We start from the raw sequence: 26,775 nt of genomic DNA on the forward strand, positions 1-26,775 counted from the left end.
GGATTCCGGGAGGAGTGCCGGCCCCTACTTGCGCAGCATGCGGCTCATCCGGCGGGAGGCGGCCCAGAGGCAGAAAATCAACATCACCAGCAGGTACGCCACGTCGAGCGCCTGGATCCAGCCGAGGTCGCCGGCGGTGATGCCGCGGATCAGGTCGACCGCGCGGTAGAGCGGCGTGACCTCGACGATCCAGCGGAGCACTGCCGGGTAGGCCGTGGCCGGGACGAACGTGCCGGAGAAGAGGAACAGCGCGAACTGGATGGTGCCGATCAGGTCGAAGTCCTGCCAGCCGCGCAGCCAGGTGGCGGTCAGCATGCCGACCGCGCCGAACGCGAAGCCGATCAGCACGGTCGCGGGCAGCGCGAGCAGCGCCCGCCACGGGCTGGTCAGGTCCATGGCGATCATGACGGTCAGGAACGACCCGGCGTAGAGCGCGCCGCGGGCCATCGCCCAGCTCAGCTCGCCGAGCGCGACCTCCATCGGGCCGACCGGGGTGGCCAGGACGCTGTCGTACAGCTTCCAGAACTTCATCTTGCCGAAGAAGTTGAACGTGGTCTCGGTCAGCGCGCCGGTCATCGCGGACGCGGCGAGCATGGCCGGGGCGACGAACGCGGCGTAGCCGACCACCGTGCCGTCCGGCAGCGTCATGTCGCCGACCAGCGCGCCGACGCCGATGCCGATGGAGAAGAGGTAGAGGAACGGCTCGAGCGCGCCGGACGCGAACACGAGCCAGCCGACGCTGCGCAGCGCGACGACGTTGCGGCCGGCCACGGCCAGGACGCGTCCGCCGGAGCCGGCGAGGCGGGGCACCGCGAGCGTGGTGAGCATGATCAGACCCCCAGCCGCCGGTGGAAGCGGTGCGCCGCCAGCGCGGTCCCGGCGGCGGCCCAGAGCGCGAGGTAGAGCAGGTGCCCGGTGAGCGACCAGTCCGGAGCCCGGCCGAGCGTGGCGGCGCGGCTCAGGTCGGCCGCGTGCCACAGCGGTGTGGCGTAGGCCAGCCAGCGCAGCGCGACCGGGAGCGTGTCGACCGGGAAGAAGACGCCGGCGAAGAGCGTCATCGGCAGGACCGCGAACCTCATCAGCAGGCTCAGCCACACCTCGCCGGGCACGGACACCGTGTACGCGAAGACGGGAGCGGCCACGGCGAGGCCGAGCAGCGCGCCGATCGGCAGGCAGGCCACCGCCCACGGCGACCGCAGCGCCCCGAACACCGCGCCGACCAGGAGGAACGCGCCGACGCCCGCGGTCACCCGGAACAGCACGAACAGCAGGTGGCCGCCGAACACGTCCGCGGGCCGCAGCGGCGTGGCGGCCTGCGCGGAGTAGGTCTTCATCCACTCCATGTTGGCCATCACCGGCCAGGTGGCCTCGCTCAGCGCGATCTGCAGTGCGGTGGCGGCGAGCAGGCCGGGGACGAGGAAGTGCAGGTAGGAGACGCCGTCGACGCCGCCCTGGACGTAACCGCCGACGCCCAGGCCGAAGCCGACCACGGTGAGCAGCGGGACGACGAACGAGCCGAACACGGAGCCGCGCCAGTTGCGCGCGAACTCGGCCAGATGGAACTCGAAGGCGGCGGTCATCAGTCCACCAGCGTCCGGCCGGTGAGGTGCAGGAACACGTCCTCCAGGGAGCTGCGGCGGACCAGCGCGCCGGCCGGGGTGAGCCCGCGCGCGTGCACCTCGGCGAGCGCGGCGTCGCCGTCGGCCGCGTAGATCAGGACGCGGTCGGGCAGCTCCTCGGTGCGCTCGCCGATGCCGTCCAGCTTGGCGGCGAACCCGGCCTGCGACTCGGCCCGGAAGCGCAGCTCGACGACCTCGCGCGTGGAATATCTCTCGATCAGCGCGCGCGGTGAGCCCTCCGCCACGATCCGGCCGGCGTCCATCACCACCAGCCGGTCGCAGAGCTGCTCGGCCTCGTCCATGTAGTGCGTGGTGAGCACCAGCGTGACGCCGCGCTGCTTGAGCCGGAACAGCCGCTCCCACACCAGGTGGCGGGCCTGCGGGTCGAGCCCGGTGGTGGGCTCGTCGAGCAGCACCAGGTCGGGCTCGTTGATCAGCGCGCGGGCGATGGTGAGCCGCCGTTTCATGCCGCCGGAGAGCGGCTCGACCTCGTTGCCGGCGCGCTCGGTGAGCTGCACGAAGTCGAGCAGCTCCAGCGCGCGGCGCGTGGCCTCGCGGCGGGAGATGCCGAAATATCGCGCGTAGGTCGTGAGGTTCTGCAGGACGGTCAGGTCGGGCGCGAGGTTGTCCAACTGCGGGCAGACGCCGAGCCGGGCGCGGATGGCCGGGCCCTGGCGCACCGGGTCCATGCCGAGGATGCGCAGCAGGCCGCTGGTGGGTGGGGACACGCACCCGATCATGCGCATGGTGGAACTCTTGCCCGCGCCGTTCGGCCCGAGGAAGCCGAACGCCTCGCCGGGCTGCACCGTGACGTCGATGCCGTCCACGGCGGTGAACGTGCCGAAGCGCTTGACCAGCCCCGCCGCCTCGATCATCGCAGTCATGCCACGACCCTAGACCGGGGGTACGACAGATTCCGACGCATTTACCGGGGTGTGGCCGCCTCCGCGTCGCGCCGGGCGTGCGCGACCAGGTCGTCGGTCCGCGCGCGCACCTCGTCGTCGATCGGCGTGCCGGTGTCGTACCGCACGGTCCATCGCAGACCGTCCACGCCGCTCACCCGGCGCGCCACCACCCGGACGCCGCCGCCGGGCAGCGGGTGGTGGTGGGTGATCGCCACCGACTTGGTCACGCGCACCTGCACCTGGTGCGGCACGTGGCCGGGCGCGAGCAGCAGCGTGGAGATCGCCGGCTCGTCGACCACCACGGCGTACCCCTCGCGCTCCTCCGCGACCCGGCCGGCGATGACGGTGAGCTCACGGCCGGACCAGACCGCCTTGAGGATCTCGTGCCAGCCGAGCCGGTGCAGGCCGGGCAGCCAGAGCCCGCGGTTGGTGGCCACCACCACGCCCTCGGTGGACGTGCTGGCCCAGGTGAGGATGCGCTCGTCCCGGTCGAGCACGGGGCGCAGCGCGGCCGGCGGGCGCGACCGGCGAAGGAAACCGAACACCTCACAACCCCCCGACGGCCTGCTCGCGCAGGGCGCGCGCGTGTTGTTCCAGCGACAGCAGTTCCCCGAAGAGCGCGAAGTACTCGTCCTTGTTGGCCACCGGGTTGATCCGCTGCACCTTGGACTTGAGGTCCGCTATCCGGGCGGTCACGGAGGCGGACTGCAGCCGGGCCAGCGTGACCGCGACGTACTGCGGGTCGGGGTCGCGGTCGACCCGCAGCGGCTCCACCGCCAGCTCGCTGACCAGCGCCTTCGCGCCGAGGTCGTCGCAGAGGTCGCGGACCTTCTCGATCCAGACCACGCCGCCACCGGCCGCGGACGTGGTGCCGCCGGCGTCCGCCACCGCGCCGCGCAGCACCACGTGCACCGGGTCGGTGAAGTGGGTGGCGTCCAGCGCGTCGAACATCGGGCCGGCCAGCACCGGCTCCTGCAGCGCGAGCTTCAGCGCCTCGCGCTCCACCTGGAGCTGCGGCGCGGACGTGGGTCGCGGGGCGGGCCGACGGCGGCCGTCCTCCGGCGCGGCCCCACCGGCGCGGCGGACCGCATGCTCCACCTCGGGCATGTCCATGCCCAGGTCGTCGGCGAGCTTGCGAGTGTAGCCGGGGCGCATCGAGCGGTCCTTGATCTGCGCGACCAGCGGCGCGGTGGAGCGCAGCGCGGCGACCCGGCCCTCCACGGTGTCCAGATCGTATTGATTCATGATTGACCGGAGCGCGAACGCGATCATCGGCTCGCGCGCGGCCACCAGGTCGCGCACGGCCAGGTCGCCGCGGTGCAGGCGCAGCTCGCACGGGTCCATGCCGTTCGGGCTGACCGCGATGAACGTTTGCGCCACGAACCGCTGGTCGTCGGAGAACGCGCGCATCGCCGCCTTCTGACCGGCCGCGTCGCCGTCGAAGGTGAAGATGATCTCGCCACCCAGGTCGTTCGCGTCCATCAGCAGCCGGCGCAGCACCTTGATGTGGTCCTCGCCGAACGCGGTGCCGCAGGTCGCCACCGCGGTCGGCACACCGGCCAGGTGACAGGCCATCACGTCGGTGTAGCCCTCGACGATCACGGCGCGACTCTCCCGCGCGATGTCCCGTTTCGCGTGGTCGATGCCGTAGAGCACGTGCGACTTCTTGTAGAGCGGCGTCTCCGGCGTGTTCAGGTACTTCGGTCCGTCATCGTCGTCGAACAACCTGCGCGCGCCGAACCCGATGACGTCGCCGCTGATGTCCCTGATCGGCCAGAGCAGCCGCCGCCGGAACCGGTCGATCAGCGAACCGGACCGCGCCGGGCGGGACAGCCCGGCCGTGACCAGTTCGTCCGCGGTGTAGCCCTTCTGCCGCAGGTGCCGGGTCAGCGGGTCCCAGCCCTCGGGGGCGAACCCGCAGCCGTACGCCTCCGCGTGCTCGCGCCCGAAACCGCGCTGGGCCAGGAACTCGCGCGCCGCCCGCGCGCCCGGCGTGATCAGCTGGGCCCGGTAGAAGTCGGCCGCGTCCGCGTGCGCCGCGATCAGCCGCTGCCGCTGCCCGGGCTGCTGCCGGGGACCGGACGGGCGGCCGCCGGGCGTCTCCTCGTACCGCAGTTGGATGCCGGCCCGGCCGGCCAGCCGCTCGACCGACTCGACGAACGTCAGGTGGTCCGCGTCGATCAGGAACTTGATCGCATCGCCGCCCTTGCCGCAGCCGTGGCAGAAGTAGACGTTGCGCGCCGGCGAGACCGTGAACGACGGCGTCTTCTCGTCGTGGAACGGGCAGAGTCCCTTCAGGTTGCCGCCGCCGGCCGACTTCAGGGTGACGGTCTCGGAGATCACGTCGGCGATCGCCGTCCGCTCACGCACCAGCGCGATGTCCTCGTCCCGAATCCTGCCGGCCATCCCCGCCGCACCTCCCGCTCCGCGCGCCCCGGTCCCGACCCCCACGGTCACAACCATCAGAGCGTTCCAAGGGTACGGCGGGAGCCGCGCGACCCGGAGGGGCCAGTCGGCGGTTTCGTCCTCAGGTGAGCGCGCGGTGCCAGGAGACGGCGGCCGGATCGGTGAGCGACGCCACCTGATCGATCACCACGCGCAGCCGCGCGGCGTCGTCCGGCGCGGCCCGCCAGATCGGCGCGAACACCGGGTCCAGCCCTTCCGGCGCGCGCACGGCCAGCACGTGCACCAGCCGGGTGAGCGCCTCCCGCTGCCGCTCCTGCTCGGCCGCCGCGCCGGGGCGGCGCATCACGTACCGCAACGCCATGCCCTTCAGCAGCGCGCACCGGATGCGCACGTCGCGCGGGACGATCAGGTCCGCGGCGTACCGGCGCAGGGATCGTGATCCGAAGCCCTCGACCGTGGCCTCGACCGGCGCGGCGACCAGCCGCCCGGTCAGCACGCTGGTCATCCGCTTGAGCGCGATCTGCGCGCGGTGGCTGCCGTCGTAGGCCAGCACCGGCGCCAGCAGCGGCCCGGCCAGCAGCTCGGACAGCGCGGCACCGAGCAGGTCGACCGGCTCCTCGGAGTAGACGCCGGACACGTCGGCGCAGAGCGCGGCCCGCTCGTCGGCGTCCACGGCCAGCCGCTCCAGGTCGATGTAGCCGCCGTGGATGCCGTCCTCCAGGTCGTGCACGGAGTACGCCACGTCGTCCGCCCAGTCCATCACCTGGGCCTCCAGCGACTTCCGCTCGGGCTCCGGGGCGTGCTTCCGTACCCACTCGAAGACCGGCAGGTCGTCGGCGTAGACGCCGAACTTGCGGCGCACGCCGTCCCGGCGCCACGGGTACTTGCAGGTGGCGTCCAGCGAGGCGCGGGTCAGATTGAGCCCGGCGCCCTCGACCTTCGCCTCCAGCCGGGTCAGCACGCGCAGCGTCTGCGCGTTCCCCTCGAAGCCGCCGCACGCGCCCGCGACCGCGTCCAGCGCGGCCTCGCCGTTGTGCCCGAACGGCGGGTGGCCCAGGTCGTGGGCGAGCCCGGCCACGTCCACCACGTCCGGGTCACAGCCGAGGCGCTCGCCCATCTCGCGGGCGATCTGCGCCACCTCCAGCGAGTGGGTGAGCCGGGTGCGCGGGAAGTCGTCCGCCCCGGCCACGTGCACCTGCGTCTTGGACGCCAGCCGCCGGAACCCGGCCGAGTGCAGCACCCGCGCCCGGTCCCGCTGGAAGGGCGTGCGCCCGTACCCGGTGTCCTTGGCCGTCTCGTCCGCCCACCGCTCCGCGTCCTCGACGATCATGGGTCGAGCGTAGTGCCGCACCCCACCTCACGGCCCCGCCGTCGCCGGGATTTCCGCCGCCGTTCAGGAGCGCGGCGCCAGCACACAGAACTCGTTGCCCTCCGGGTCGGCCAGCACCACCCAGCCGTCGACGCTGCCCTGACCGACGTCGACGTGCCGGGCGCCCATGTCGACCAGGCGCTCCACCTCGGCCTCCTGGTTCTCCGGGCGCAGGTCGAGGTGGAGGCGGTTCTTCACGCTCTTGAGCTCGGGGACCGCGACGAAGACGATGCCGGGGGCCTCGCCGGCCTTGCGGCGGATCTCCACCTCGCCGGGGCGCTCGTAGGTCACCTGGTAGTGCAGCGCCTCCGCCCACCACCGGGCCAGCCGGCCGGGGTCCTCGGCGTCGACGACCACGTTCTCCCACTCGCTGCCCATGGTGCTCCTCATCGTCCGGCCGCTGGCGGCAAGGTGACGAACACGTTACGCCGGGAAACCGATCGCGGCACCCTACGTTCCACTGAGCGCCATAAATCCTGGGTCTGCCATCACGGTACGAGGCGCGGCTCGGAGCACACCGTAGTGGGATAGAGAATTTCCATGCCCGGTAGTAGCGTGCCGGGAGCACAACGTCACCGACCGGCGGTCGCCGGTCCCCCCACCATTGCCCGGCGTCCGATCGCCTTCCGCTGGCCGGAGCGGAGGCGAGGCATCCGCGCCGGGTAGAGGAGAGCGTGTGTCCGGCATCGACGACTGCCTCCGGCAGGCGATGACAATCCCCGGCGCGATCGGCGCCAGCCTGGTCGACTACACCACCGGCTTCGCGCTGGGCTCCGCGGGCGCCGCACCCGGCGACGACCCGGAGGGCACGGCCACCGGCACGGCCGACATCGTGCACGCCGCGATCACCCGGTCGCCGTTCGCGTCGGCCCGGCCCGGCGACGGCGTCGAGGACGTCATCATCACCACCGCGGGCGGCTACCACCTGATCCGGCTGCTGCGCACCGGGTTCGACAGCCGGTTGGCCCTCTACCTGTGGCTGGACCGGGACCTCGGCAACCTGGCGGTCGGCCGGCACCGGCTCCGGACGCTCGCCGAAGGCCTGGTGACCGCGTGATCGCCGAGGACCGGCGAGGAGCCCACACGTGAAGCCCGCCCGTGCCGCCAAGGCGACCCTGCCCCGCCGGGCGCTGAGTCAGCTCGTCAACGCCGGTGAGACCGGCGCGCTGCACGTCGACGGCGACCCCGGCGGCGTGATCTACCTGACGAAGGGGCAGGTGGGCTACGCCGAGTCGCCGGCCGCGCCGGGGCCCGGCGAGCTGCTGACCGCGTCCGGCCGGCTCGCGGCCCGCACGTGGGAATCCGCGGTCGCCTCGGGAAAAGACGCACACCGTGTCGGTCGCCTGCTCGTGGAACAGGGGCACCTTACGGAAGGCGAGCTTGAGCTCTGTGTTCTTGGGGTGATCTATGACGCGGCGTACTTCGTGCTGCAACCGGCGGCCGTGCCCGTCCGGTTCGAGGCGGGCGAACGGCACTGGCTCGGCCCGGTCTGCCGAGTGGACGCGGACGTGCTGGCTCGGGAGACGACGCGACGGCGGCGCCTCCTCGACGAGGTCTTCGAGTCGTCCACGCTGGACACGGCGCCGGTTCGGCCGGTCGCCCGGCCGCCCGTCGAGCGCGTCGTGCTGAGTGCGCTGCAGTACGAGCTGCTGATCGCGGCGGACGGCGAGCGCACCCCGCCCACGCTCGCCCGGCTCCTCGGCCGGGCCGGTTACGTGACGCTCCAGCAGGTGCGCGAGCTGGCGGCGGCCGGCCTGATCATGACGCCGCCGGAGGAGCGCGCGCCCGGCGGGCGGGCCGCCGCGCGGCGTGGCGGCGGCGACCCGAAGGCGACGGTGGTCGCGAAGACACCGGCGGGCACGGCAGCACCGGGGGGCGCGGGAGCACCGGCAGGTGCCGGGGCACCGGCAGGTGCCGGGGCACCGCGCGCCGCGGTACCGGCGGCGTCCGAAACGGCACGGGTGGCGACCGCCGCCATCGTGATCCCGCCGCCCACAGTGGAGGAACCGACGGTCCGGCTCACGCCACGCGAGCCGTTCAGACCACGGAAGCCGGCCACGTCGCGCGAGCCGCACACCCAGTGCGAGCCGCACACCCAGCGCGAGCCGGCCACGCCACGCGAGCCGGCCACGCCACGCGAGCCGGCCACGCCCGAGACGGCGGGACCCCCGGCCGACACCGCGAGAGTCCCGGCCGAGGTGGCGAGGACCGCGCCCGGCACGGCGAGACCCCCGGCCGAGACGTCGGGGCCCGCGGCCGACACGGTGCGGTTGCCGCGCAAGGGTGGCGGGCGGCGGCGGGCCGGGAACCGGGCCGCGGCCGCGGCCGCGGTACCCACCGAGGGGCTGCCGCGCCGCAGTCCCGGGGAGCAGATGCCGAGCGGTGCCGGTGACGTGCGGACCGCGCCGGACGGTGGCCCGCTGCGCGGCGACGCCCCGGACGAGGCCCTGCTCACGCGCATCCGCAGCGCGCTGAAGGCGTTGCGGTGAGCACCACCGCGGTCCGCGCTCCCCCGGCCGCGCACCGGACGCGGGCACCGCACGACCACCCTCACCGACCTAGCGTTCCCATCCCTGCCCTCGCGAAGGAGAACTGCCGTGGAAACCGACCGGGCGGTGCTGGCCGAGCTCGCCAGGCTTCGCAGCCGGCTGCCCGATCTGTCGGCCACCGTGATCGCCGGCGTCGACGGGATGCTGCTCGCGTACGACGCCCCCGGGCTCCAGCCGGAGACGATCGCCGCGCTCGCCGCGGCGAACCTCGGCCTGACGCAGCGCTTCGCCCAGACCGTGGGCCACGGCGACCTGCGCGAAACCATGATCGAATCATCCGGCGGGTACGTGGCGATCTACGCCGCCGGAGTCCGCACGCTGCTCGCCGTGCTCGCCAGGCCGAGCGCGAACGTGGCACGCATCCACCACGAGGCGCGGCGCACCGCGCGACGCCTCGGTGAGCTGCTCGACCCGGTGGAGACGCGACCGCCGGCGCAGACCGCGCAGGTCATCCCGGTCGAGGGCCAGGTGCCCCTGGCAAAGCGCACGCCGATGGCCGCGCTGCAGTCGAGCGTTCCCGGCCAGCGCGCCGGATAAAACCCCTAGGTACGGAGGAAGACTGACATGCCCGACATGGACCTGGCGCTGAAGGAAGCGATGAACATCGACGGCGCGATCGGCGTGGCGCTGGTGGACTACACCAGCGGCATGGCGCTCGGCGTCGCGGGCGGCACCAAGGAACTGGACCTGACGGTGGCAGCCGCCGGGAACACGGACGTGGTCCGCGCCAAGCTGCGCGCGATGGAGATGCTCAACCTCAAGGACGGCATCGAGGACATCCTGATCACGCTCGGCGGTCAGTACCACCTGATCCGGCCGCTGACCGGTCGCTCCGGCAAGGGGCTGTTCCTCTACCTGGCGCTGCTGAAGAACCGGGCCAACCTGGCCATGGCGCGCCACCAGCTGAAGAAGATCGAGGAAGACCTGGACGTGTAGCGCGGCGGGCCCGCTGCCGTGACGCAGCGGGCCCGCACGCTCAGATCGCCGCGCGCCCCGCCTCCAGCCGGGCGATCGGCACCCGGAACGGCGAGCACGACACGTAGTCCAGCCCCACCTGGTGGAAGAAGTGCACGGAGTCCGGGTCGCCGCCGTGCTCGCCGCAGACGCCGATCTTCAGGCCCGGCCGCGCGGCCCGGCCCTCCTCGGACGCGATCCGGACCAGCCGGCCCACGCCGTCGGCGTCCAGCGACTCGAACGGCGAGATGCCGAAGATGCCCAGCTCCAGGTAGCGCCAGAAGAACGCGCCCTCCACGTCGTCGCGGGAGAAGCCCCAGGCCATCTGCGTCAGGTCGTTGGTGCCGAACGAGAAGAACTCGGCCGCCTCCGCGAGCTGGCCCGCGGTGAGCGCGGCGCGCGGCACCTCGATCATGGTGCCGATCGCCACCGCCACGCCGCTGTCGCCGATCACGTCGGCCAGGATCCGCTCGGCCTCCGCCCGTACCGTCTCCAGCTCCTGCACGGCGCCGACCAGCGGCACCATGATCTCCGGGCGCGCGGTGCCGCCGGCGCGGGTGACCTCGACCGCGGCCTCCGCGATGGCGCGCACCTGCATGGCGAACAGGCCGGGCACGACCAGCCCCAGCCGTACGCCACGCAGCCCCAGCATCGGGTTCTGCTCGTGCATGCGCTGCACGGCCGCGAGCAGTTGCCGCTCCCGGCCGGCGTCCTCGCCGCGCTCCCCCGCGACCGCGACGCGCACCGCGAGGTCGGTCAGCGACGGCAGGAACTCGTGCAGCGGCGGGTCGATCAGCCGGACCGTGACCGGGAGATCGTCCATGGCGCGGAACAGCTCGACGAAGTCCGCGCGCTGCAACGGCAGCAGCGCGGCCAGCGCGGCCTCCCGCTCCGGCAGCCCTTCGGCCAGGATCAGCTTCTCCACCAGCTCGCGCCGGTCGCCGAGGAACATGTGCTCGGTACGGCACAGCCCGATCCCCTCCGCGCCGAACCGCCGGGCCCGGGCCGCGTCCCCGCCGGTGTCCGCGTTGGCCCTGATCCGCAGCCGCCGCCGCGAGTCCGCGTGCCGCATCAGCCGGTCCACGGCCGTGACCAGCGGGTCGTCCCCCTCGAACGTGCCCTCGAAGTACCGCACCACGGAGGACGGTTCGACCGGCACCTGGCCGGCGTAGACGCGCCCGGTCGTACCGTCGATGGAGATCGTGTCCCCCTCGGCGATCCGCCGGCCGTTGACGGTGAACGAGTCCGTGCCCACCTCCAGGTCGTCCGCGCCGCACACGCACGTCTTGCCCATGCCGCGCGCCACCACGGCCGCGTGGCTGGTCTTGCCGCCGCGCGAGGTGAGGATGCCCTGTGCCGCGATCATGCCGCCCAGGTCGTCCGGGTTCGTCTCGCGGCGGACCAGGATCACCGCCTCGCCGCGCTCGGCCAGCTCGATCGCGCGCCGCGCGTCGAACACCGCGGCGCCGACCGCGGCGCCGGGTGACGCGCCGACCGCGCGGGTCAGTTCCTCGCGCGCGCCGGAGAGGTCGAACCGGGGAAACATCAGCTGGCCGAGCTGCGCGCCGGAGACCCGGCGGACCGCCTCGTCCAGGTCGATCACGCCCTCGTCGACCAGCTGGGCCGCGATCGTGAACGCCGCCGCGGCCGTGCGCTTGCCGACCCGGGTCTGCAACATCCACAGCTTGCCGCGCTCCACCGTGAACTCGATGTCGCACAGGTCGCGGTAGTGCTCTTCCAGCCGCGCCATGATCCGCAGCAGCTCGTCGTAGGAGGTCTTGTCCAGCCGTTCCAGCTCCTGCAGCGGTACGGTGTTGCGGATGCCGGCGACCACGTCCTCACCCTGCGCGTTCGCCAGGTAGTCGCCGTAGACGCCCTGCGCGCCGGTGCCCGGGTCGCGGGTGAACGCCACGCCGGTGCCGGAGTCCGGGCCGAGGTTGCCGAAGACCATCGCCACCACGTTGACCGCGGTGCCCAGGTCGGCCGGGATGCGCTCCTGCCGCCGGTAGAGCACCGCGCGGTCCGCGTTCCACGAGTCGAAGACCGCGAGGATCGCCAGCCGCAGTTGCTCGCGCGGCTCCTGCGGGAAGTCCCGGCCGGTGTGCTCCGCGAACACCTTCTTGTACGTGCCGACCAGCGTCCGCAGGTCGTCCGCGTCCAGGCCGAGGTCGTCCCGCGTACCCCTGCGGTGTTTGAGCTCGTCCAGCGCGGCGGCGAAGTCCGCCGCCGGCACGTCGCAGACGGTGGCGCCGAACATCTGGATCAATCGGCGGTACGAGTCCCAGGCGAACCGCTCGCCGCCCTGCGCCGCCAGCCCGTGCACGCTCTCGTCGTTGAGCCCCACGTTCAGGACGGTCTCCATCATGCCCGGCATGGAGAACTTCGCGCCGGACCGGACGGAGACGAGCAGCGGGTCCGCGGCGTCGCCCAGCCGGCGTCCGATCCGCTCCTCCAGCGCGGTCAGCCGCGCGTCGATCTGCTCGTCCAGGCCGTCCGGCAGCCGCTTGTCGTGCAGGTAGGCCCGGCAGGCCTCGGTGGTGATGGTGAACCCGGGCGGGACCGGCAGGCCGAGATTCGTCATCTCGGCCAGGTTGGCCCCCTTGCCGCCCAGCAGGTCCTTGAGGTCCTTGTTGCCCTCTTCGAAGGCGTAGACGTACCGCATGCTGATCTCCCGTCCGTTCCGCGCTGAACGTGGGTGCCGGTCGATGCCGGTCAGTGGGCGCAATCTAAGCGAGAACGTCGCTCAGTGCGAGGGGAGCGTGACTATTGGCACATCCGAGCGGTGCTCGGATTCGCCCCGGAGTTTCTGTTATCCGCGCCGCACCGCCGCGTCTCCGGATGGGCCACAATTCGGCCCGGCACTGCGGAAGGAGAGGGACCCATGGCCGGTCAGCCACTGATCGCGCTCCCCGGGCGCCACCGCCGACGTCTCCCGCCCGCGACCCGGGCGGCCGTCGTCTCGCTGCTGTGGCTGGCCGTGGTGGTGATCGCCCCGCGGGTGACGCCGCCGCCGGACGTCCGCGCCGCCGCGCTCTTCGTCCACCTGATCTCCATGCTGATCGGCTTCGGCGCGGTCCTCTTCGTCGACTGGTCCGGCATCCTGTTCCTGGCCGGCCGCCGCAGCTTCGGCGACGTGCTGCGCACCGCGGAGGGCGCGCTGACCCCGACCTGGATCGGCTTCACCGGCCTGCTCGGCTCCGGCCTGCTACTCAGCCCGCAGGTCACCCACCTGACCACGATCAAGCTGCTGGCCGTGCTGGTCGTCGGCCTGAACGGCATCTACGCCGGCACGCTCGCCACCCGGCTCTCCCGCTTCCGCGGCTACCGCCCGCCCACCCCGCTGCTGATCCAGGCCGGCCTCGCCACCGCCCTCTCCCAGCTCGCCTGGTGGACCGCCGTCATCATCGGCTACCTCAACAGCCAGTTCCTCTGAGGTCGCGGGCCGGGCGATCGGGGGCGTCAGCCGCCGGAGTCGTCGAGTTCGGCGCCCTGGGGGACGGCGGCGTCCTCGCGGTCGTCGAGCCAGCCGTGCGGGAGGATGACGCGGGCCGGGGAGTTGGTGCGGCCGCGGGGCTGGCCGAGCGCCTCGACCGGGAACGGGGCGTCGTGGTCGAGCTTGCCGAGCAGGTCGTCGAGCTCCATCAGCGAGGACGCCATGGCGAGCGAGCGGCGGATCTCCGTACCGACCGGGAAGCCCTTCAGGTACCAGGCGACGTGCTTGCGGAAGTCGGTGACGCCGTCGCGCTCCAGGCCGTACCAGTCGGACAGCAGTTCGGCGTGGCGGCGCATGACCTGCGCGACCTCGCCGAGCGAGGGCATCACCCGGTCCGGGCGGCCGGCGAACGCGGCGGCCAGGTCGGCGAAGAGCCACGGGCGGCCGAGGCAGCCGCGGCCGACCACCACGCCGTCGCAGCCGGTCTCGCGCATCATCCGGAGCGCGTCGTCGGCCTCCCAGATGTCGCCGTTGCCGAGCACCGGCACGTCCAGCGCCTCCTTGAGCCGGGCGATCGCCGCCCAGTCCGCGGTGCCGGAGTAGCGCTGCGCGGCGGTGCGCGCGTGCAGCGCCACCCAGCGCGCGCCGGCCTCCTGCGCGATCAGCCCGGCCTCGACGTACGTCAGGTGCTCGTCGTCGATGCCCTTGCGCATCTTCACGGTGACCGGGATGCCGGCCGGCGCGGCGGCGTCCACCGCGGCCTTCACGATCGCGCCGAACAGCTTTCGCTTGTACGGGATCGCCGCCCCACCGCCCTTGCTGGTGATCTTGCGGACGCTGCACCCGAAGTTGAGGTCGACGTGGTCGGCCAGGTCCTCGTCCACGATCCGCCGCACCGCGCGCGCCGTGATCTCCGGGTCCACGCCGTAGAGCTGCATGCTCCGCGGGTTCTCCTCCGGCCCGAACTCGATCATCCGCTCGGTCTTCGGGTTCCGGTGCGCCAGCGCGATCGTCGTGATCATCTCGCACACGTAGATCCCCGCGCCCTGCTCGCGGCAGAGCCGGCGGAAGGCCACGTTCGTGATCCCGGCCATCGGCGCGAGCACGACGGGCGGGTCGACGGGGTAGCGGCCCAGCGTAAGCGTCACCCGTCGAGAATCCCACAGCGTCGAGGCGAGACCCAAAACGACGCCGGACGTTGACAACGGACGATCTTCTCGGATCGGATGGGCACGTGTATCGATTCGGACTGAGGACCGTCGTGGCGCTGGTGGTCGCGGCGACGGCGATGACGGTCATGCCGGGCCCGGCGAGCGGGGCGGACCCGGTCCCGCCGACATTCGGTTCGGACTGGGACGATCCGGTCACCGCGGCGCCGCCGGTCGAGCGCCCGCCCGGCCGGTCCTGCACCACCCGGATCGTGGACACCGAGTTCCGCGACTTCACGCCGTTCACCGGCACGTTCACGCCGCCGGCGGCCTGCCGCGGGCCCTGGCGGAAGGTGGTGCTCACGCTGCGTGGCGCGGTCGCCGGCCGCCAGTACGACCGGCTCGGCTACCTGAGCGTGGGCGGGGTCACGATCTTCAAGCACTCGACGCCGCAGCCCAGCCCGGACGGCATCGCGTGGACCGTGGACAAGGACGTGACCGGCTACGCGCCGCTGCTGAGCACGCCGCAGCCGGTCGAGATGCTGATCGGGAACGTGGTCGACGACACGTACACCGGTGTCCTGGACGTGACCGTGGACCTGACCTTCCATCCGGGCCGCGCGCCGGCGGGCGGCCCCGACCGGGTCATCGGCCTGGCCGACCAGCGCCAGGAGGGTACGGGCCTGACAGGTGACCTGACCGTGCCGCGCAACTCCGAGCGGCTGGTCGCGGAGGTCTACGCGACCGGCTCCGGCGGCGGGTGCGAGGAGTACTGGTACCTGACCACGCCGCCCGGCACCGACTACTCCTGCCCGGCGGACTCCGGCCCGTACCGCGAGGTGCAGATCCGGGTCGACGGTGTGCTCGCGGGCGTGGCCGCGCCGTTCCCGCACGTCTACACGGGCGGCTGGTCCAACCCGTTCCTCTGGTACACCGTGCCCGCGCCGCGCGCGTTCGACATCCGGCCGATCCGCTACGACCTGACGCCGTTCGCCGGGCTGCTCACCGACGGCCGCGCGCACCGCGTCCAGGTGTCCGTGCTCGGCGTGCCCGCCGGCCGGCCCGGCTGGGACGTGCCCACCGCGATCCTGGCCTGGCAGGACCCGCACCGCGCCCGGGTCACCGGCGCGCTCACCACGGTCGCGGAGGGCCCGCCGGCCGCGAGTTCCGTCGCGGACGGCCGCACCGTGCCCACCACCGGCCGGCACAGCCTCACCACCAGCGGGTACGTCGACACCTCGCACGGTCGCGTCACCACCACGGTGACCCGCACGGTCACCAACGACTCCGTGCACACCTGGACCGAGGGCGAGTCGGCCGACGCGCTCGAGGCCACCTGGACCGACACCGACGGCGTGACCACCCGCACCGGGCGCGGGCACCCCACGACCGTGCGGACCGAGCGCCGGTACGGCATGGACGGCACCACCACGCTCGCCCCCGACAGCCGCCTGACCACCGAGATCACGCTCACCGACGCCGCCGTGACCACCGGCGCGCCGGGCGGCCCGGTCCGGTTCACCGACACGTACACCGGCGTCGCCTCGTACCTCACCACCGTCCCCCGCCCCGAGCGCCAGGGCCGCGCCTCCACCCGCGAGCGCTACACGCTGACCACCCCGCACTCCCACTACGACCGCACGGTCGCGACCGAACAGGGCCGCGCGGTCCGGCCCTGACGCGGGAGCGGAGCACCGGTCCGGCCGTTCCGGCCGCACCGGTGCGGCGTCATGGCCTTTGTGGACGGCGCACAAAGACGCACTATGCTTGCCGAAACCGCCCGGCCCGCACCATCGACCCTCCGAAGGATGCGCACGTGGACACGTCGGCACCGCAGACGGCCAGGATCTGGAACTATCTGCTCGGCGGCACGGACAACTTCGAGGCCGACCGCGCGGTGGGCGACGAGATCCTGGCGAACCTGCCGCAGCTCGCGGAGAACGCGCGGCTCTCCCGCGCCTACCTGGCCCGGGTCACGCGCTGGCTGACGGCGGAGGCGGGCGTCCGGCAGTTCCTGGACATCGGCACCGGGCTGCCCACCGCGGAGAACACGCACACGGTCGCGCAGTCGGTGGCGCCGGACGCGCGGATCGTCTATGTCGACCACGACCCGATGGTGCAGGCGCAGGCGCGGAGCCTGCTGACCAGCACGCCCGAGGGCGCCACGGCGTACCTGCACGCGGACCTGCGCGACCCCGGAACGATCCTGGCCGAGGCCGCGAAGACGCTCGACCTGACGCGGCCGGTGGCGCTGTACCTGATGGGCGTGCTCGGCCACGTGGAGAGCGACGACGAGGCCAAGGCGCTCATCGACACGTACTTGGGAGCGCTTCCGTCCGGCAGCTACTTCGCCATGTACGACGGCAGCGACACCAGCCCGGAGAACACCGAGGCCGTCCGGATCTGGAATCTCTCGGCGAACCCGACATACCACCTGCGCACGCCGGAGCGGTTCGCCGCGCTCTTCGCCGGCCTGGAGCTGGTCGAGCCCGGCATCGTGCCCGTCACCCGGTGGAGGCCGGAGTCGGACGCGCCCCCGATCGACCAGTACGGCGCGGTCGGCCGTAAGCCGTAAGCCGTGAGTACCCCGTCCCGACACGTCGGCGGACCGGCCGAGGGCGCCGGCCCGACGGTCGCCCGTATGCAGCTCGGCGCGCGCCTGCGCGGCCTGCGGATCGCCGCCGACGTCACCCGCGAGGCCGCGGGCTACTCGATCCGCGCGTCCGAATCGAAGATCAGCCGGATGGAGCTGGGCCGGGTCGGCTTCAAGGAGCGCGACGTCACCGACCTGCTCGCGCTCTACGGCGTGCCGGAGCAGGACCGCACCGAACTGCTGGCGCTGGCCCGGGAGGCGAACCGGCCGGGCTGGTGGCAGGCGTACTCGGACGTGCTGCCCGCCTGGTTCCTCAACTACCTCGACCTGGAGCAGGCGGCGGAGCTGATCCGCAGCTACGAGATCCAGTTCGTGCCGGGTCTGCTGCAGACCGAGGCGTACGCGCGGGCGGTGATCGCCATCGGCCACGGCCGGCGCCAGAAGCGGGAGATCGACCGGCGCGTCGAGCTGCGGATGGCCCGGCAGACCATGCTCACCCGGCCCGGCGGCCCACGGCTGTGGGCGGTGCTCGACGAGGCGGTGCTGCTGCGCCCGATGGGTGGCCGCGCGATCCACCGCGAGCAGTTGGAGGCGCTGCTGAAGCTGATAGAGGCACCGAGCGTGCAACTTCAGGTGGTGCCGTTCAGCGCGGGCGGGCACGCGGCGGCCGGCGGCGCGTTCAGCATCCTGCGGTTCGCCCACGAGGAGGTGCCGGACGTGGTGTTCCTGGAGCAGTTGACCGGCGGCCTCTACCTGGACCGGCAGGAGGACGTGGACCAGTACGCGGCCGCGGCCGGCCGGCTGTTCATCGAGGCGACCACGCCGGAGCGCACGGCGGACGTCATCCACCGCGCGCTCCGCCAGCTTTAGGGCCAGGCGAACGCGGCGGCCCGGGCGGTCTCCGCGATCCGGGTCAGTTCGGCGTCGGTGAGTCCCACCCGGGTGCGCGCCGCCTCGTACTCGGCGGGCAGCGTGGTCGCGGACGCGCGCGGGTCGTCCGTGGCCAGCGCGACCGGCACGCCCGCGGCCAGCAGCCGCCGGATCGGGTGTGCCGCGTAGCTCGGCGCCACGCTGGTGTGCAGGTTGCTGGTCAGTGCCACCTCGAGCGTGATGCCGCGCGCGGCCAGGTGGTCCAGCAGCGCCGGGTCCTCGACGGACCGGACGCCGTGCCCGATCCGCTCCGCGCCGAGGTGCCGCACCGCGGCCCACACGCTCTCCGGGCCGGCGCCCTCGCCCGCGTGCACGGTGACGCGCAGCCCGGCGTCGCGGGCCCGGGCGAACGCGGGCGCGAAGTCGGCGGCCGGCACGCCGCCCTCGTTCCCGGCCAGGTCGACCGCGTGGAAGTCGGCGCGCCGGGACAGCAGCGTCGCCACCTGCTCCAGCCCGCGCTCCGGGCCGAGGTCGCGCAGCAGGATGCCGATCAGCGCGGTACGCACGCCGGTCTCGGCGGACGCGGCGCGCACGCCGTCCGCGACCGCGTCGATCACCGCCTCCGGCGCCAGCCCGGTCTCCTGCCGGATGAACCACGGCGAGAACCGGATCTCCAGGTAGTCCAGGCCCTCGGCGGCCGCGTCGGCCACGCACTCGCGCGCGGCGCGCTGCCAGTCCCCGGGCCGGGAGAACGCCGCGGGCGCCGCGTCCACCTTGGCCAGGAACGGCACCAGGCCGCCGAGCGGACCGCGCGCGACCAGCAGGTCGTCAAGGTCGTGCGCGGACGCGAGCGGGTGCCCGTCCCGTGCCGCGAGTTCGCGGGTGGTGGCGACGCGGAGCGTCCCCTCGAGATGACGATGAAGATCGAAAAGCATGACAGACCCTTCCACCGGTACGTACGCCAGGAACGCGGAACCGTCCGGACCTACTGGTAGAAGTCCTTGCGGAAGGAGTGGTCGCCGAAGACCGCGGCCGGGCGCGGGCTCTCGGTGGCGATCACGCCGTGATCATAAGGTGCGCGGGTCGACCGTCTCGACCGGCCGCGGCGCGTCGTCCGGCCCGGCCGGGCGGGTCCCCGGCGGCGTGCGATCCGGCGTCGGCTCCCCGCCCGGATGGTCGAAGAGGTAGCGCAGCGCCGTGTTCAGCACCGCCAGCAGCGGCACCGCGACCAGCGCGCCGATCACGCCGGCCAGCACCGCGCCGGACGCGAGCGCCAGGATCACGGCGAGCGGGTGCAGCGCCACCGCCCGGCCCATCACGAACGGCTGGAGCACGTGGCCCTCCAGCTGCTGCACCGCGATCACGATGGCCAGCACGACCAGCGCGCTCCACAGTCCCTGCGAGACCAGCGCGACCAGCACCGCGACCGCGCCGGTCACGGTGGCGCCGATCACCGGCACGAACGAGCCGAGGAAGACCAGCGCGATCAGCGGCACGGCCAGCGGGATGCCCATCACGGCCAGGCCGATGCCGATGCCGACCGCGTCCACGAACGCCACGAACACGGTCGCGCGCACGTACGCGACCAGCGTGTGCCAGGAGTAGTGCCCGGCGCGCGCCACCGGCAGCCGCGCGCCCGCGGGCAGCAGCCGGCACAGGAACGACCAGATCGCGCCGCCGTCGCGGAGCATGAAGAAGAGCGTGAACAGCACCAGGAAGAACCCGGTGAGCAGCTCACCGACCGTGGTGGCCGTGGTGATCGCGCCGGTGGTGAGCGCGCCGCGGTTACCGGAGATCTGCTGTTGCAGCGTCTCGACGTACCCGTTGAGCTGGCCCTGCGACAGGTGCAGCGGCCCCTCGGTGAGCCACGCCTGCACCTCGTCGATGCCGTCGCCGACCTGCCGGGCGAGGTCGTCGTACTGCGCGATGAACGTCTGCACGACCAGGCCCAGGCCGCCGAAGACCAGCACCAGCGCGGCGACCAGCACCAGCGCGGCCGCGACCGACCGGTTGGTGCCGTGCCGCCGCAGGCGCGCCGCCACCGGCTCGAACAGCGCGGCCAGCAGCAGCGCCACCACCACCGGGATCACCACCACGCGGAGCAGCCCGATCACCCGGAACAGCAGGTAGCCGGCCGCGATGAAGAGGATCAGCCGCCAGGCCCAGGAGCCGGCGATCCGCACGCCGCGCGGCACCAGGTCGTCCGTGGTCGGCGCGCGCTCCATCACCACCACCGGCGGCTCCGCACGCCGGTCCGGCGGCGTGAACGGCGACGCGGTGAACGGCGGCGGCGACGTCCGCCGCGCGCGGTCGGCCAGCACCGACCGCGTACGACGCCGCACGGTGGCGACCCATCCGTGTGGTCGGGATTCGCTCGCGGGCTGGGTCATGGGCACTCCTCAACCGGGTGCCGAATCGGATACCCGGGCCGTGACCGGCGGAAACGCCGTCGGTCCCGGTCAGGCCTCGGTGGCGCGCTCGCGGCGCAGGTACTCGGCGGCGCGGCGGGCGAGGTCGCCGCCCTCGGCCTCCAGCGCGGCGAACATGGGCGCGATCGTCTCGTCGTCCTGGAGCGGCGGGAGCAGCGGCACGGCCGGGTCGGTGAGCACGTCGATCACCACCGGGCGGTCCGCGGCGAGCGCCTCGTCCCAGGCCGCGTCCAGCGCGCCGAGGTCGCCGACGCGAATGCCGTGCAGGCCGAGCAGGCCGGCCCAGCCCGCGTACGGCGCGTCCGGCAGGTGCTGCGAGGCGGGGAAGCGCGGCTCGCCCTCGGTCTCGCGCTGCTCCCAGCTGACCTCCGCGAGGTCGCGGTTGTTCAGCACACAGACCACGAAGCGCGGGTCGGCCCAGTCCCGCCACCGGGACGCGACCGTGATCAGCTCGGCCAGGCCGTTCATCTGCATGGCGCCGTCGCCGGCCAGCGCGACCAGCGGGCGGTCCGGGTGCGCCAGCTTGGCCGCCAGGCCGTACGGCAGCGCGGAGCCCATCGAGGCGAGCGTGCTGGACAGGTGCGCGGGCACGCCGGGCGGCAGGCGCAGGTGCCGGGCGTACCAGTAGACGACCGAGCCGACGTCCACCGAGACCTGCGCGTTCGCGGGCAGCCGGCCGTTCAGCGCGCGCACCACGCGCTGCGGGTTGATCGGCTCCGCGGGCGCGTCCGCGCGGTCCTGCGCGATCGCGTGCCAGCGGCGTACCCACGCATGCACTTGATCTTTGAAGGGCTTCGCGGGGCGGTCGGGGAGCGCGGCGAGCAGCGCGCGCAGCGTCTCGGCCGCGTCGCCGAGCAGCGGTACCTCGACCGGGTAGCGCACGCCCAGCCGGCGGCCGTCCACGTCGATCTGCACCGCGCGGGCCTGGCCCGGCTTCGGGTAGAACTCGGTCCACGGGTCGTTCGTGCCGACCAGCAGCAGCGTGTCGGCCGCGCGCATCAGCTCCGCGCTCGCGGTGGTGCCGAGGTGCCCCATCACGCCGGTGTGGAACGGCAGGGACTCGTCCAGCACCGGCTTGCCCAGCAGCGACGCGGCCACGCCCGCGCCCAGCCGTTCGGCCAGTTCGGTCACCTCCGCCGCGGCGCCGGCCGCGCCCTGGCCGACCAGGATCGCCACCCGCTCGCCCTCGGACAGCAGCTTCGCGGCCTCCTCGACGTCCGCCGCATGCGGGATGAGGCGGGCGGGGCGCAGGCCGGGGCTGGTGACGAGCACGCCGTGCGACTGCTCCTCCGGGTCGGGCGCGGGCGCGGACTGCACGTCGTGCGGCAGCACCACGCAGGTGGGGCTGCGGGTGGCGAGCGCGGTCCGGAACGCCTTGTCGATCAGCATCGGCACCTGCTGCGGCGTGTACGCGGCCTGGACGAACTGCGCGCAGACGTCGCCGAACAACCGGACCAGATCGATCTCCTGCTGGTACGCGCTGCCGAGCACGGTGGATTGCTGCTGCCCGACGATCGCCACCACCGGCTTGCCGTCCAGCTTCGCGTCGTACAGCCCGTTGAGCAGGTGCGCGGCCCCGGGTCCCTGGGTGGAGAGGCAGACGCCCGGCTCGCCGGTGTACTTCGCGTGCCCGGTCGCCATGAACGCGGCGGTCTCCTCGTGCCGCGCCTGGACGAACTCCGGCCGCCCGGCGCGCCGCATGGCGCCCAGCACCGGGTTGATCCCGTCCCCGGAGTAGCCGAAGACGCGGCTCACCCCCCACGCCTCGAGCCGCTCGACCAGGACATCGGAGACGGTTTTCTCAGCCATGCCTCCCCGCTTACCCCGCGCGCAGCCACGTATGTGGAGAGCAACCTAGGTTGACTAACGCGGAATCCATCGACTGCGGTCGCGCGCGCTGCTCGGGCCGAACGGTGGCAGGCGTCAGGTGAGGGTTGCGCGGTCGGCGGCGGCGCGGCCCTCGCGCCAGCCCTCGTCGCTGTCCACCCGGGCGCCGCGGGCGCGTTCGGTGCGCGGGAAGACGCGGGTCATGGTCTCGCGGACCTGGACGTCGCGGGAGCGCAGCACCGGGAGCAGGTCGCCGCCGGCGTCGGGGAGGGCGGCGCGCGCGGCCCGGGCCAGCCGCTCGCCGATCCGGGCGGCGAACGCGACCAGGAACGACGCGCGGAACGCCTTGAGCCGGGACTTGCCCGCCTTGCCGCCGGGCGGCTCGGTGCGCGACATCGCGCGCTGCGCCTGGACCAGCAGCGACGCGTGCAGCAGGTCGACCGCGTCGAGGTCGGCGTCGAAGCCGAAGACGGTGGCGAAGCCGAACTCGGGGCTCCAGACCGCGTGGCAGCGGTTCGCACGGGCCACCGCGTGCAGCAGCGCGGCCTTCTCGCTCTCGTACGGCGCGTCCACCGCGATCCGCCGGGCCAGCGGCACCACCTCGGCGCGGTCGGCCGTGAGCAGCGCCTCGTCCAGGCTGTGCCGGCTGATCATCTCCTGGGCCTTGGCGGTGTACGCCTCCGCCTCGGCCGGATAGTCCGTCGACTCGGCCTTGGCCAGCAGCGCCCGCACCCGCTCCAGCACCCGGTGGTCCGACCGCTCCGCGTTCCGCCGGGGCGCGGTGGTGCCGGGCGGCGGCAGCAGGATCTCGATCGGCGGCAGCGTGCGCAGCACCAGCAGCGTGGACAGGATCAGGTCGAGCACGCTCACCCGGTCTGCCCGCAGCCGCCGGGCCAGCTCCGACGGGTAGTCCGCGTCCGACGTCCACCAGCGGTCCGCGCCGATCTCCGCGGCCTGCGCGGCCCAGCGCGGATCCGCGGCCGGCGTCCGGTGCAGCAGCGCGCCGGCCGCGTCCGCCACCAGCCGCGCCGCGTCCGGGCCGGACCGGCGGGTCACCAGGCGGTGCAGCTCGACCGGCTGCCAGCCGGCCCGGAACAGCCGCTCCCCGGCCCGGCGGAGCGCGGCGGAGAGCGCCGGGTCGACGTCCGCAGGCGGCAGCACGGTCAGCTCGTCCAGGCCCGTCTCGTACGCGGTCGCGCCGCTCAGGATCGAGCCGACCTTCTCCGCCGCCGATGTCACGCGGGCAAGATTACGTGGCGGTGACCGTCGCCGAGCCCACGGCGTGCGTGGCCGGGTTCAGCGTGAGCGTCTGCGTGCCGGACGCGGTGAGCGTGACCGGGCCGAGCGTCACGGTGGCGGCGGAGGTGGCGGAGCGGCCGGCCAGCAGCGCGCCGTCCGCGCCGCGCAGTTGGTACGCCGTGCTGCCCAGGCCCGCCTCGATCACCACGGTGACGGTCTGGCCGGCCGTGCCCTCGAACGTGACGCCCGCGTTCTGTCCCGGCACCTTCACGGACACGGTCGCCGGCCCGCCGCCGATCGTCACGGAGGCGGCCGCGTCCGGCGGCACCTCGTACAGCTGCACGGTCGCGGCGCCGACCGCGGCGGCACCCGGGTTGATCAGCACGGTGTAGACGCCCGCCGCCGGCAGCGACACGGCGTCCGCGAAGCAGGTGGTGCCGCAGGAGCCGACCGTGGCCAGCGTGAGGCCGTCCGGGCCGCGCAGCACCAGGCTCGCGGAGCCGAACGTGCCGCCGGTGAGCCGGGCCGAGACGCGCACGCCCTGGCCGCCGCGGAACGACACCACCGCGTTCTGCCCGGGCGTGCCGGTCCTGATGCCGACCGCGTCGCCGCCGGCCACCGCGTCGTAGGTGGCGTCCACCACGTCGAACACGTCCGCGGTGATCGAACCGACCGCACCGCCGGCCGGGTCCACGACCAGCGTGTACGTGCCGGCCGCGTCCGCGGTGACGGTGTCCAGGAAGCAGGAGGTGCCGCAGAGCATCGGGCTGACCAGCCAGGTCCCGTCCGGTCGGCGTAGGCCGGCCGAGGCGGAACCGGCGGTGCCGAACGTGCCGCCGCCGAGCCGGGCGGAGAGCCGCTGCCCGGCCGCCGCGTCGAACACCACGGTCGCGGCCTGGCCCGGCGTGCTGGTCGCGGCCGTGACCGGGCCGCGGCCCGGCGTGGTGCGAACCACCGAGTCGGCCGGGACCGCATGCACCTTCACGGTGATGCCGCCGGTCTCCGCGCCGTGCGGGTCCAGCACGATCCGGTGGACGCCGTCGGAGGCCAGCGTGCCGGCGTCGAGCACGCAGCCGGTCGCGCACTGGGTCACCATCAGGTCGGTGCCGGAGGGGTCCCGCAGGTACGCCGAGGCGCCGCCGAACGTACCGCCGGTGAGCTGGATGAAGGTGCGGTCGCCGCGCGCGGCCGCGACGTCCGCGAACGCGTTCTGCCCCGGCGTCGTGGTGGTCAGCGTGACCGCCTCGCCGCCGCGGACCGCGATCACCACCGGATCGGCCGGCACGTCGTGCACGCGCACCGTGATCGCGCCGGTGTTCGCGCCGTCCGGGTCGACGTGGAGCGTGTAGCGGCCGGTCGCGGGCAGCGAGCGCCCGTCCAGGAAGCAGGAGACCGCGCAGGACGCGGACGTCAGCATGGTGCCGTTCGGCGCGCGCAGCGACGCGGTGGCCTTGCCCAGCGACCCCTTGGTGAGCACGGCGGACACGTGCTGCCCGGCCGTGCCGGTGAACACCACGGCGCCGTTCTGCCCGGCCTCGGTGATGGTCAGCGTGACCGGGTCACCGCCCGGCTCCACACCGACCAGCAGGTCCGGCGCGGAGACCGTGATCGTGACGACCGCGGTGCCGGTCTGCGCGCCGGCCGGATCGAGCAGCACGGTGTGCGTGCCGGTCGCGGCCAGCGACACGCCGGTCAGCGCGCAGTCGCGAGTGCAGTCGCCGGTCGCGAGCGTCTCGCCCTTCGGCCCGAACAGCGAGATCCGGCCGGTGGTGAAGCCGCTGTCGGTGACCGCGACCGTGACCCGGTCGCCCGCGTTGGCGTCGAACAGCACGCGCGCGTTCTGCCCGGGTGCGGCGATGGTCACCGGCGCGGGCCGGCCGATGCCGGTGACCGCCTCGGCGTCCGCCGGCACGTCCAGGATCTGCGCGGTCAGCGAGCCGGTACGCACGCCGGACGGGCTGAGCAGCAGCCGGTACTCGCCGTCCGCGGGCAGCGTGGCGGTGTCCAGGTCGCACGGCACGTCGCAGATGCCGCCGCCGAGCGGAGCGCCCTTCGCGTCCAGCAGGTACGCGGTGATCGAGCCGACCGTGCCCGCGCTGATCCGGGTGAAGAGGCGCTGCCCGGCACGGCCGCGGAACACCAGGCGCGCGTCCTGGCCGGGCGCCTCCGTGGTGACCGTGGTGGCCGGCGCGCCGATCGTGTAGGCCGCGTCGAGGTCCGGTGGCACGTCGTGCAGCCGCACCGTGGCCAGGCCGAAGGAGGCCGGCGAGATGTCCAGGTACACCGAGTAGCGCCCGGTCTCGGCCAGCCCGGCGGTGTCCAGCACGCAGTCCAGGTCGTCGCTGCAGGAGATCTGGCGCAGCGTGGTGCCACTGGCGTCGCGCAGGTAGACCCACATGCTGCCGAGCTGGATCTCGGTGATCTCGACCAGCGCGCGCTGCCCGGCCCGGCCCTGGAACGACACGATCGCGTCCTGCCCCGGGTCCACCGTGCGGACGGTCACCGGGTCGCCGCCGAGCTTGGCCGTCACCTCGACCGCGGTGGCGGCGGACGCGGCCTTGGCGCCCATCCCGATCAGGACCAGCATGGCCGCGGCGAGCACGGCACCCCGACGGTGACGCGGGCGCGATGCCGCGTGCCGGAACCTGGCTTTTCCGTGGTGACGCACGTCTACCCCTGACGGCCGAGCAGGTGGATTGCCAGCAAGCTAGTACACGCGCGGGTCGCACACACCTGCCGGATTTCGCGCGTTCGCACGCGACCTGCGCTTATGGCCGCCGATGCCGGTCAACTGTGCCGGAACGGCGCCGTCGCGGTCGGCCGAACGTCGTATCCCGCCGGACCGCGGTCTGGCACGCTGTCCGATGTGACGACCGACAACGGACCGCGGCGCCTGGTCGCCGTCTTCGCCTCACCGATGACCGAGTTCCTGCGACGCTTCGGGCTCGATCTGGGGTACCGCGTGGTGCTGGTCGAGCCGGACCCCCAGCAGCTGGCCGGGACGCCGCGGCCCGGTGGCGACGCCGTCGTGGCCGATCTCGCCGCGGCCGGCATCGACGCGCACACGGACGTGGTCTTCACCGACCACCACCGGCCGGAGCTGATCACACTGCTCACCGAGACGCTGGCCACGGACGCGCGCTGGATCGGCGTGGTCGGCAATCCGCGGCGCGAGGCGCCCTACGCCGGCGCACTGTCCACCGAGGAACTGGCGCGCGTCCACCGGCCGATCGGCCTGAACATCGGCTCCCGCACCCCGGCCGAGATCGCGCTCGCCACGCTGGCCGGCTTGATCGCGGACCGCAACGACCGCCCCGGCGGCTTCACGCACTGAGCGCGGGGCGTGGTCCTCCTGGTGACCGGCCACGGTCCTGACAGGGAGGCCGGCCACGGCCGACCGGTGCCCGCGGGAGCATGCGGAACCCGGCCACGCC

The 26,775-nt window shown here is 73.6% G+C and carries 23 protein-coding genes; 9 read left to right on the forward strand and 14 right to left on the reverse strand.

What is annotated here, in order from left to right:
• Window positions 1-24: 24 nt before the first annotated feature.
• The 7 genes from J2S41_RS26505 to J2S41_RS26535 all read right to left on the reverse strand — a co-directional run bounded on the left by J2S41_RS26505 (window position 25) and on the right by J2S41_RS26535 (window position 6,677).
• Entirely contained in the window at window positions 25-828 is an 804-nt protein-coding gene (locus J2S41_RS26505; RefSeq protein WP_310371528.1) for an ABC transporter permease, read from the reverse strand.
• A 2-nt stretch (window positions 829-830) separates the two neighbouring features.
• Window positions 831-1,580, reverse strand: a complete 750-nt coding sequence (locus J2S41_RS26510; RefSeq protein WP_310371529.1) for an ABC transporter permease — start codon at window positions 1,578-1,580, stop codon at window positions 831-833.
• Entirely contained in the window at window positions 1,580-2,503 is a 924-nt protein-coding gene (locus tag J2S41_RS26515; RefSeq protein ID WP_310371530.1) for an ABC transporter ATP-binding protein, read from the reverse strand. The genes J2S41_RS26510 and J2S41_RS26515 overlap by 1 nt, the downstream gene beginning before the upstream one ends.
• Window positions 2,504-2,544: 41 nt before the next feature.
• Window positions 2,545-3,069 (reverse strand): hypothetical protein, encoded by a 525-nt coding sequence (locus J2S41_RS26520; RefSeq protein ID WP_310371532.1) that lies wholly within the window; start codon window positions 3,067-3,069, stop codon window positions 2,545-2,547.
• 1 nt (window position 3,070) lies between these two features.
• Complete coding sequence (dnaG, locus tag J2S41_RS26525; protein WP_310371534.1) at window positions 3,071-4,930, reverse strand: DNA primase; 1,860 nt, start codon at window positions 4,928-4,930, stop codon at window positions 3,071-3,073.
• A gap of 121 nt (window positions 4,931-5,051) precedes the next feature.
• Complete coding sequence (locus J2S41_RS26530) at window positions 5,052-6,260, reverse strand: deoxyguanosinetriphosphate triphosphohydrolase (RefSeq protein ID WP_310371535.1); 1,209 nt, start codon at window positions 6,258-6,260, stop codon at window positions 5,052-5,054.
• A 63-nt stretch (window positions 6,261-6,323) separates the two neighbouring features.
• The gene (locus J2S41_RS26535) at window positions 6,324-6,677 is read right to left on the reverse strand and encodes a VOC family protein (protein WP_310376550.1); all 354 of its coding nucleotides are present in this window, start codon (window positions 6,675-6,677) and stop codon (window positions 6,324-6,326) included.
• Window positions 6,678-6,975: 298 nt separating this feature from the next.
• Here J2S41_RS26535 and J2S41_RS26540 point away from each other — a divergent pair, with 298 nt between their 5' ends.
• The 4 genes from J2S41_RS26540 to J2S41_RS26555 all read left to right on the forward strand — a co-directional run bounded on the left by J2S41_RS26540 (window position 6,976) and on the right by J2S41_RS26555 (window position 9,784).
• Window positions 6,976-7,356, forward strand: a complete 381-nt coding sequence (locus J2S41_RS26540; RefSeq protein WP_310371537.1) for a hypothetical protein — start codon at window positions 6,976-6,978, stop codon at window positions 7,354-7,356.
• A gap of 28 nt (window positions 7,357-7,384) precedes the next feature.
• Window positions 7,385-8,788 carry a DUF4388 domain-containing protein gene (locus J2S41_RS26545; RefSeq protein WP_310371539.1) on the forward strand — a complete coding sequence of 468 codons (1,404 nt, stop codon included), beginning with the start codon at window positions 7,385-7,387 and terminating at the stop codon, window positions 8,786-8,788.
• Window positions 8,789-8,896: 108 nt separating this feature from the next.
• Window positions 8,897-9,385 (forward strand): roadblock/LC7 domain-containing protein, encoded by a 489-nt coding sequence (locus J2S41_RS26550; protein WP_310371541.1) that lies wholly within the window; start codon window positions 8,897-8,899, stop codon window positions 9,383-9,385.
• A 27-nt stretch (window positions 9,386-9,412) separates the two neighbouring features.
• Window positions 9,413-9,784, forward strand: a complete 372-nt coding sequence (locus tag J2S41_RS26555) for a hypothetical protein (protein WP_310371543.1) — start codon at window positions 9,413-9,415, stop codon at window positions 9,782-9,784.
• A gap of 40 nt (window positions 9,785-9,824) precedes the next feature.
• On the opposite strand, the gene ppdK is transcribed toward J2S41_RS26555, so the two are convergent.
• Complete coding sequence (gene ppdK / locus J2S41_RS26560) at window positions 9,825-12,464, reverse strand: pyruvate, phosphate dikinase (protein WP_310371545.1); 2,640 nt, start codon at window positions 12,462-12,464, stop codon at window positions 9,825-9,827.
• A gap of 219 nt (window positions 12,465-12,683) precedes the next feature.
• Between ppdK and J2S41_RS26565 the strand changes: the two genes are divergently transcribed.
• Window positions 12,684-13,235, forward strand: coding sequence for a hypothetical protein (locus J2S41_RS26565; protein ID WP_310371547.1), 552 nt, complete (start codon window positions 12,684-12,686; stop codon window positions 13,233-13,235).
• 26 nt (window positions 13,236-13,261) lie between these two features.
• Here J2S41_RS26565 and dusB read toward each other — a convergent pair whose 3' ends face one another.
• On the reverse strand, window positions 13,262-14,383 hold the full coding sequence (dusB, locus tag J2S41_RS26570) for a tRNA dihydrouridine synthase DusB (RefSeq protein WP_310371549.1): 1,122 nt from the start codon (window positions 14,381-14,383) through the stop codon (window positions 13,262-13,264).
• An 86-nt stretch (window positions 14,384-14,469) separates the two neighbouring features.
• Here dusB and J2S41_RS26575 point away from each other — a divergent pair, with 86 nt between their 5' ends.
• From J2S41_RS26575 to J2S41_RS26585, 3 genes are all read left to right on the forward strand, one after another.
• The gene (locus J2S41_RS26575; protein WP_310371550.1) at window positions 14,470-16,062 is read left to right on the forward strand and encodes a peptide-N4-asparagine amidase; all 1,593 of its coding nucleotides are present in this window, start codon (window positions 14,470-14,472) and stop codon (window positions 16,060-16,062) included.
• A gap of 137 nt (window positions 16,063-16,199) precedes the next feature.
• Window positions 16,200-16,958, forward strand: coding sequence for an SAM-dependent methyltransferase (locus J2S41_RS26580; protein WP_310371552.1), 759 nt, complete (start codon window positions 16,200-16,202; stop codon window positions 16,956-16,958).
• Between the two features lie 3 nt (window positions 16,959-16,961).
• Window positions 16,962-17,846 (forward strand): Sco1979 family transcriptional regulator, encoded by an 885-nt coding sequence (locus J2S41_RS26585; RefSeq protein ID WP_510183738.1) that lies wholly within the window; start codon window positions 16,962-16,964, stop codon window positions 17,844-17,846.
• Here J2S41_RS26585 and add read toward each other — a convergent pair.
• The 5 genes from add to J2S41_RS26610 form a co-directional block, all read right to left on the reverse strand.
• A complete protein-coding gene (add, locus tag J2S41_RS26590) occupies window positions 17,843-18,781 on the reverse strand; it encodes an adenosine deaminase (RefSeq protein ID WP_310371554.1) in 939 nt (312 codons plus the stop codon). The genes J2S41_RS26585 and add overlap by 4 nt on opposite strands.
• Window positions 18,782-18,913: 132 nt before the next feature.
• The gene (locus J2S41_RS26595; protein WP_310371556.1) at window positions 18,914-20,188 is read right to left on the reverse strand and encodes an AI-2E family transporter; all 1,275 of its coding nucleotides are present in this window, start codon (window positions 20,186-20,188) and stop codon (window positions 18,914-18,916) included.
• A 117-nt stretch (window positions 20,189-20,305) separates the two neighbouring features.
• A complete protein-coding gene (locus tag J2S41_RS26600; RefSeq protein ID WP_310371558.1) occupies window positions 20,306-22,084 on the reverse strand; it encodes a thiamine pyrophosphate-requiring protein in 1,779 nt (592 codons plus the stop codon).
• A 114-nt stretch (window positions 22,085-22,198) separates the two neighbouring features.
• Window positions 22,199-23,341, reverse strand: a complete 1,143-nt coding sequence (locus J2S41_RS26605; protein ID WP_310371559.1) for a DUF2786 domain-containing protein — start codon at window positions 23,339-23,341, stop codon at window positions 22,199-22,201.
• Window positions 23,342-23,351: 10 nt separating this feature from the next.
• Window positions 23,352-25,943, reverse strand: a complete 2,592-nt coding sequence (locus J2S41_RS26610; protein WP_310371560.1) for a hypothetical protein — start codon at window positions 25,941-25,943, stop codon at window positions 23,352-23,354.
• Between the two features lie 264 nt (window positions 25,944-26,207).
• On the opposite strand from J2S41_RS26610, the gene J2S41_RS26615 reads away from it, so the two are divergent.
• Window positions 26,208-26,675, forward strand: a complete 468-nt coding sequence (locus J2S41_RS26615) for an XdhC family protein (RefSeq protein ID WP_310371561.1) — start codon at window positions 26,208-26,210, stop codon at window positions 26,673-26,675.
• Window positions 26,676-26,775: the final 100 nt, after the last annotated feature.

Origin of the sequence: Catenuloplanes atrovinosus (assembly GCF_031458235.1) — a bacterium.
GTDB lineage: Bacteria > Actinomycetota > Actinomycetes > Mycobacteriales > Micromonosporaceae > Catenuloplanes > Catenuloplanes atrovinosus.

What these genes read in the sequence shown, in the direction of transcription:
- add (WP_310371554.1), bottom strand. Translation starts at nt 18,781, where the DNA reads ATGCTTTTCGATCTTCATCGTCATCTCGAGGGGACGCTCCGCGTCGCC.
- J2S41_RS26600 (WP_310371558.1), bottom strand. Translation starts at nt 22,084, where the DNA reads ATGGCTGAGAAAACCGTCTCCGATGTCCTGGTCGAGCGGCTCGAGGCG.
- J2S41_RS26510 (WP_310371529.1), bottom strand. Translation starts at nt 1,580, where the DNA reads ATGACCGCCGCCTTCGAGTTCCATCTGGCCGAGTTCGCGCGCAACTGG.
- J2S41_RS26565 (WP_310371547.1), top strand. Translation starts at nt 12,684, where the DNA reads ATGGCCGGTCAGCCACTGATCGCGCTCCCCGGGCGCCACCGCCGACGT.
- dnaG (WP_310371534.1), bottom strand. Translation starts at nt 4,930, where the DNA reads ATGGCCGGCAGGATTCGGGACGAGGACATCGCGCTGGTGCGTGAGCGG.
- J2S41_RS26505 (WP_310371528.1), bottom strand. Translation starts at nt 828, where the DNA reads ATGCTCACCACGCTCGCGGTGCCCCGCCTCGCCGGCTCCGGCGGACGC.
- J2S41_RS26555 (WP_310371543.1), top strand. Translation starts at nt 9,413, where the DNA reads ATGCCCGACATGGACCTGGCGCTGAAGGAAGCGATGAACATCGACGGC.
- ppdK (WP_310371545.1), bottom strand. Translation starts at nt 12,464, where the DNA reads ATGCGGTACGTCTACGCCTTCGAAGAGGGCAACAAGGACCTCAAGGAC.
- J2S41_RS26530 (WP_310371535.1), bottom strand. Translation starts at nt 6,260, where the DNA reads ATGATCGTCGAGGACGCGGAGCGGTGGGCGGACGAGACGGCCAAGGAC.
- J2S41_RS26535 (WP_310376550.1), bottom strand. Translation starts at nt 6,677, where the DNA reads ATGGGCAGCGAGTGGGAGAACGTGGTCGTCGACGCCGAGGACCCCGGC.
- J2S41_RS26515 (WP_310371530.1), bottom strand. Translation starts at nt 2,503, where the DNA reads ATGACTGCGATGATCGAGGCGGCGGGGCTGGTCAAGCGCTTCGGCACG.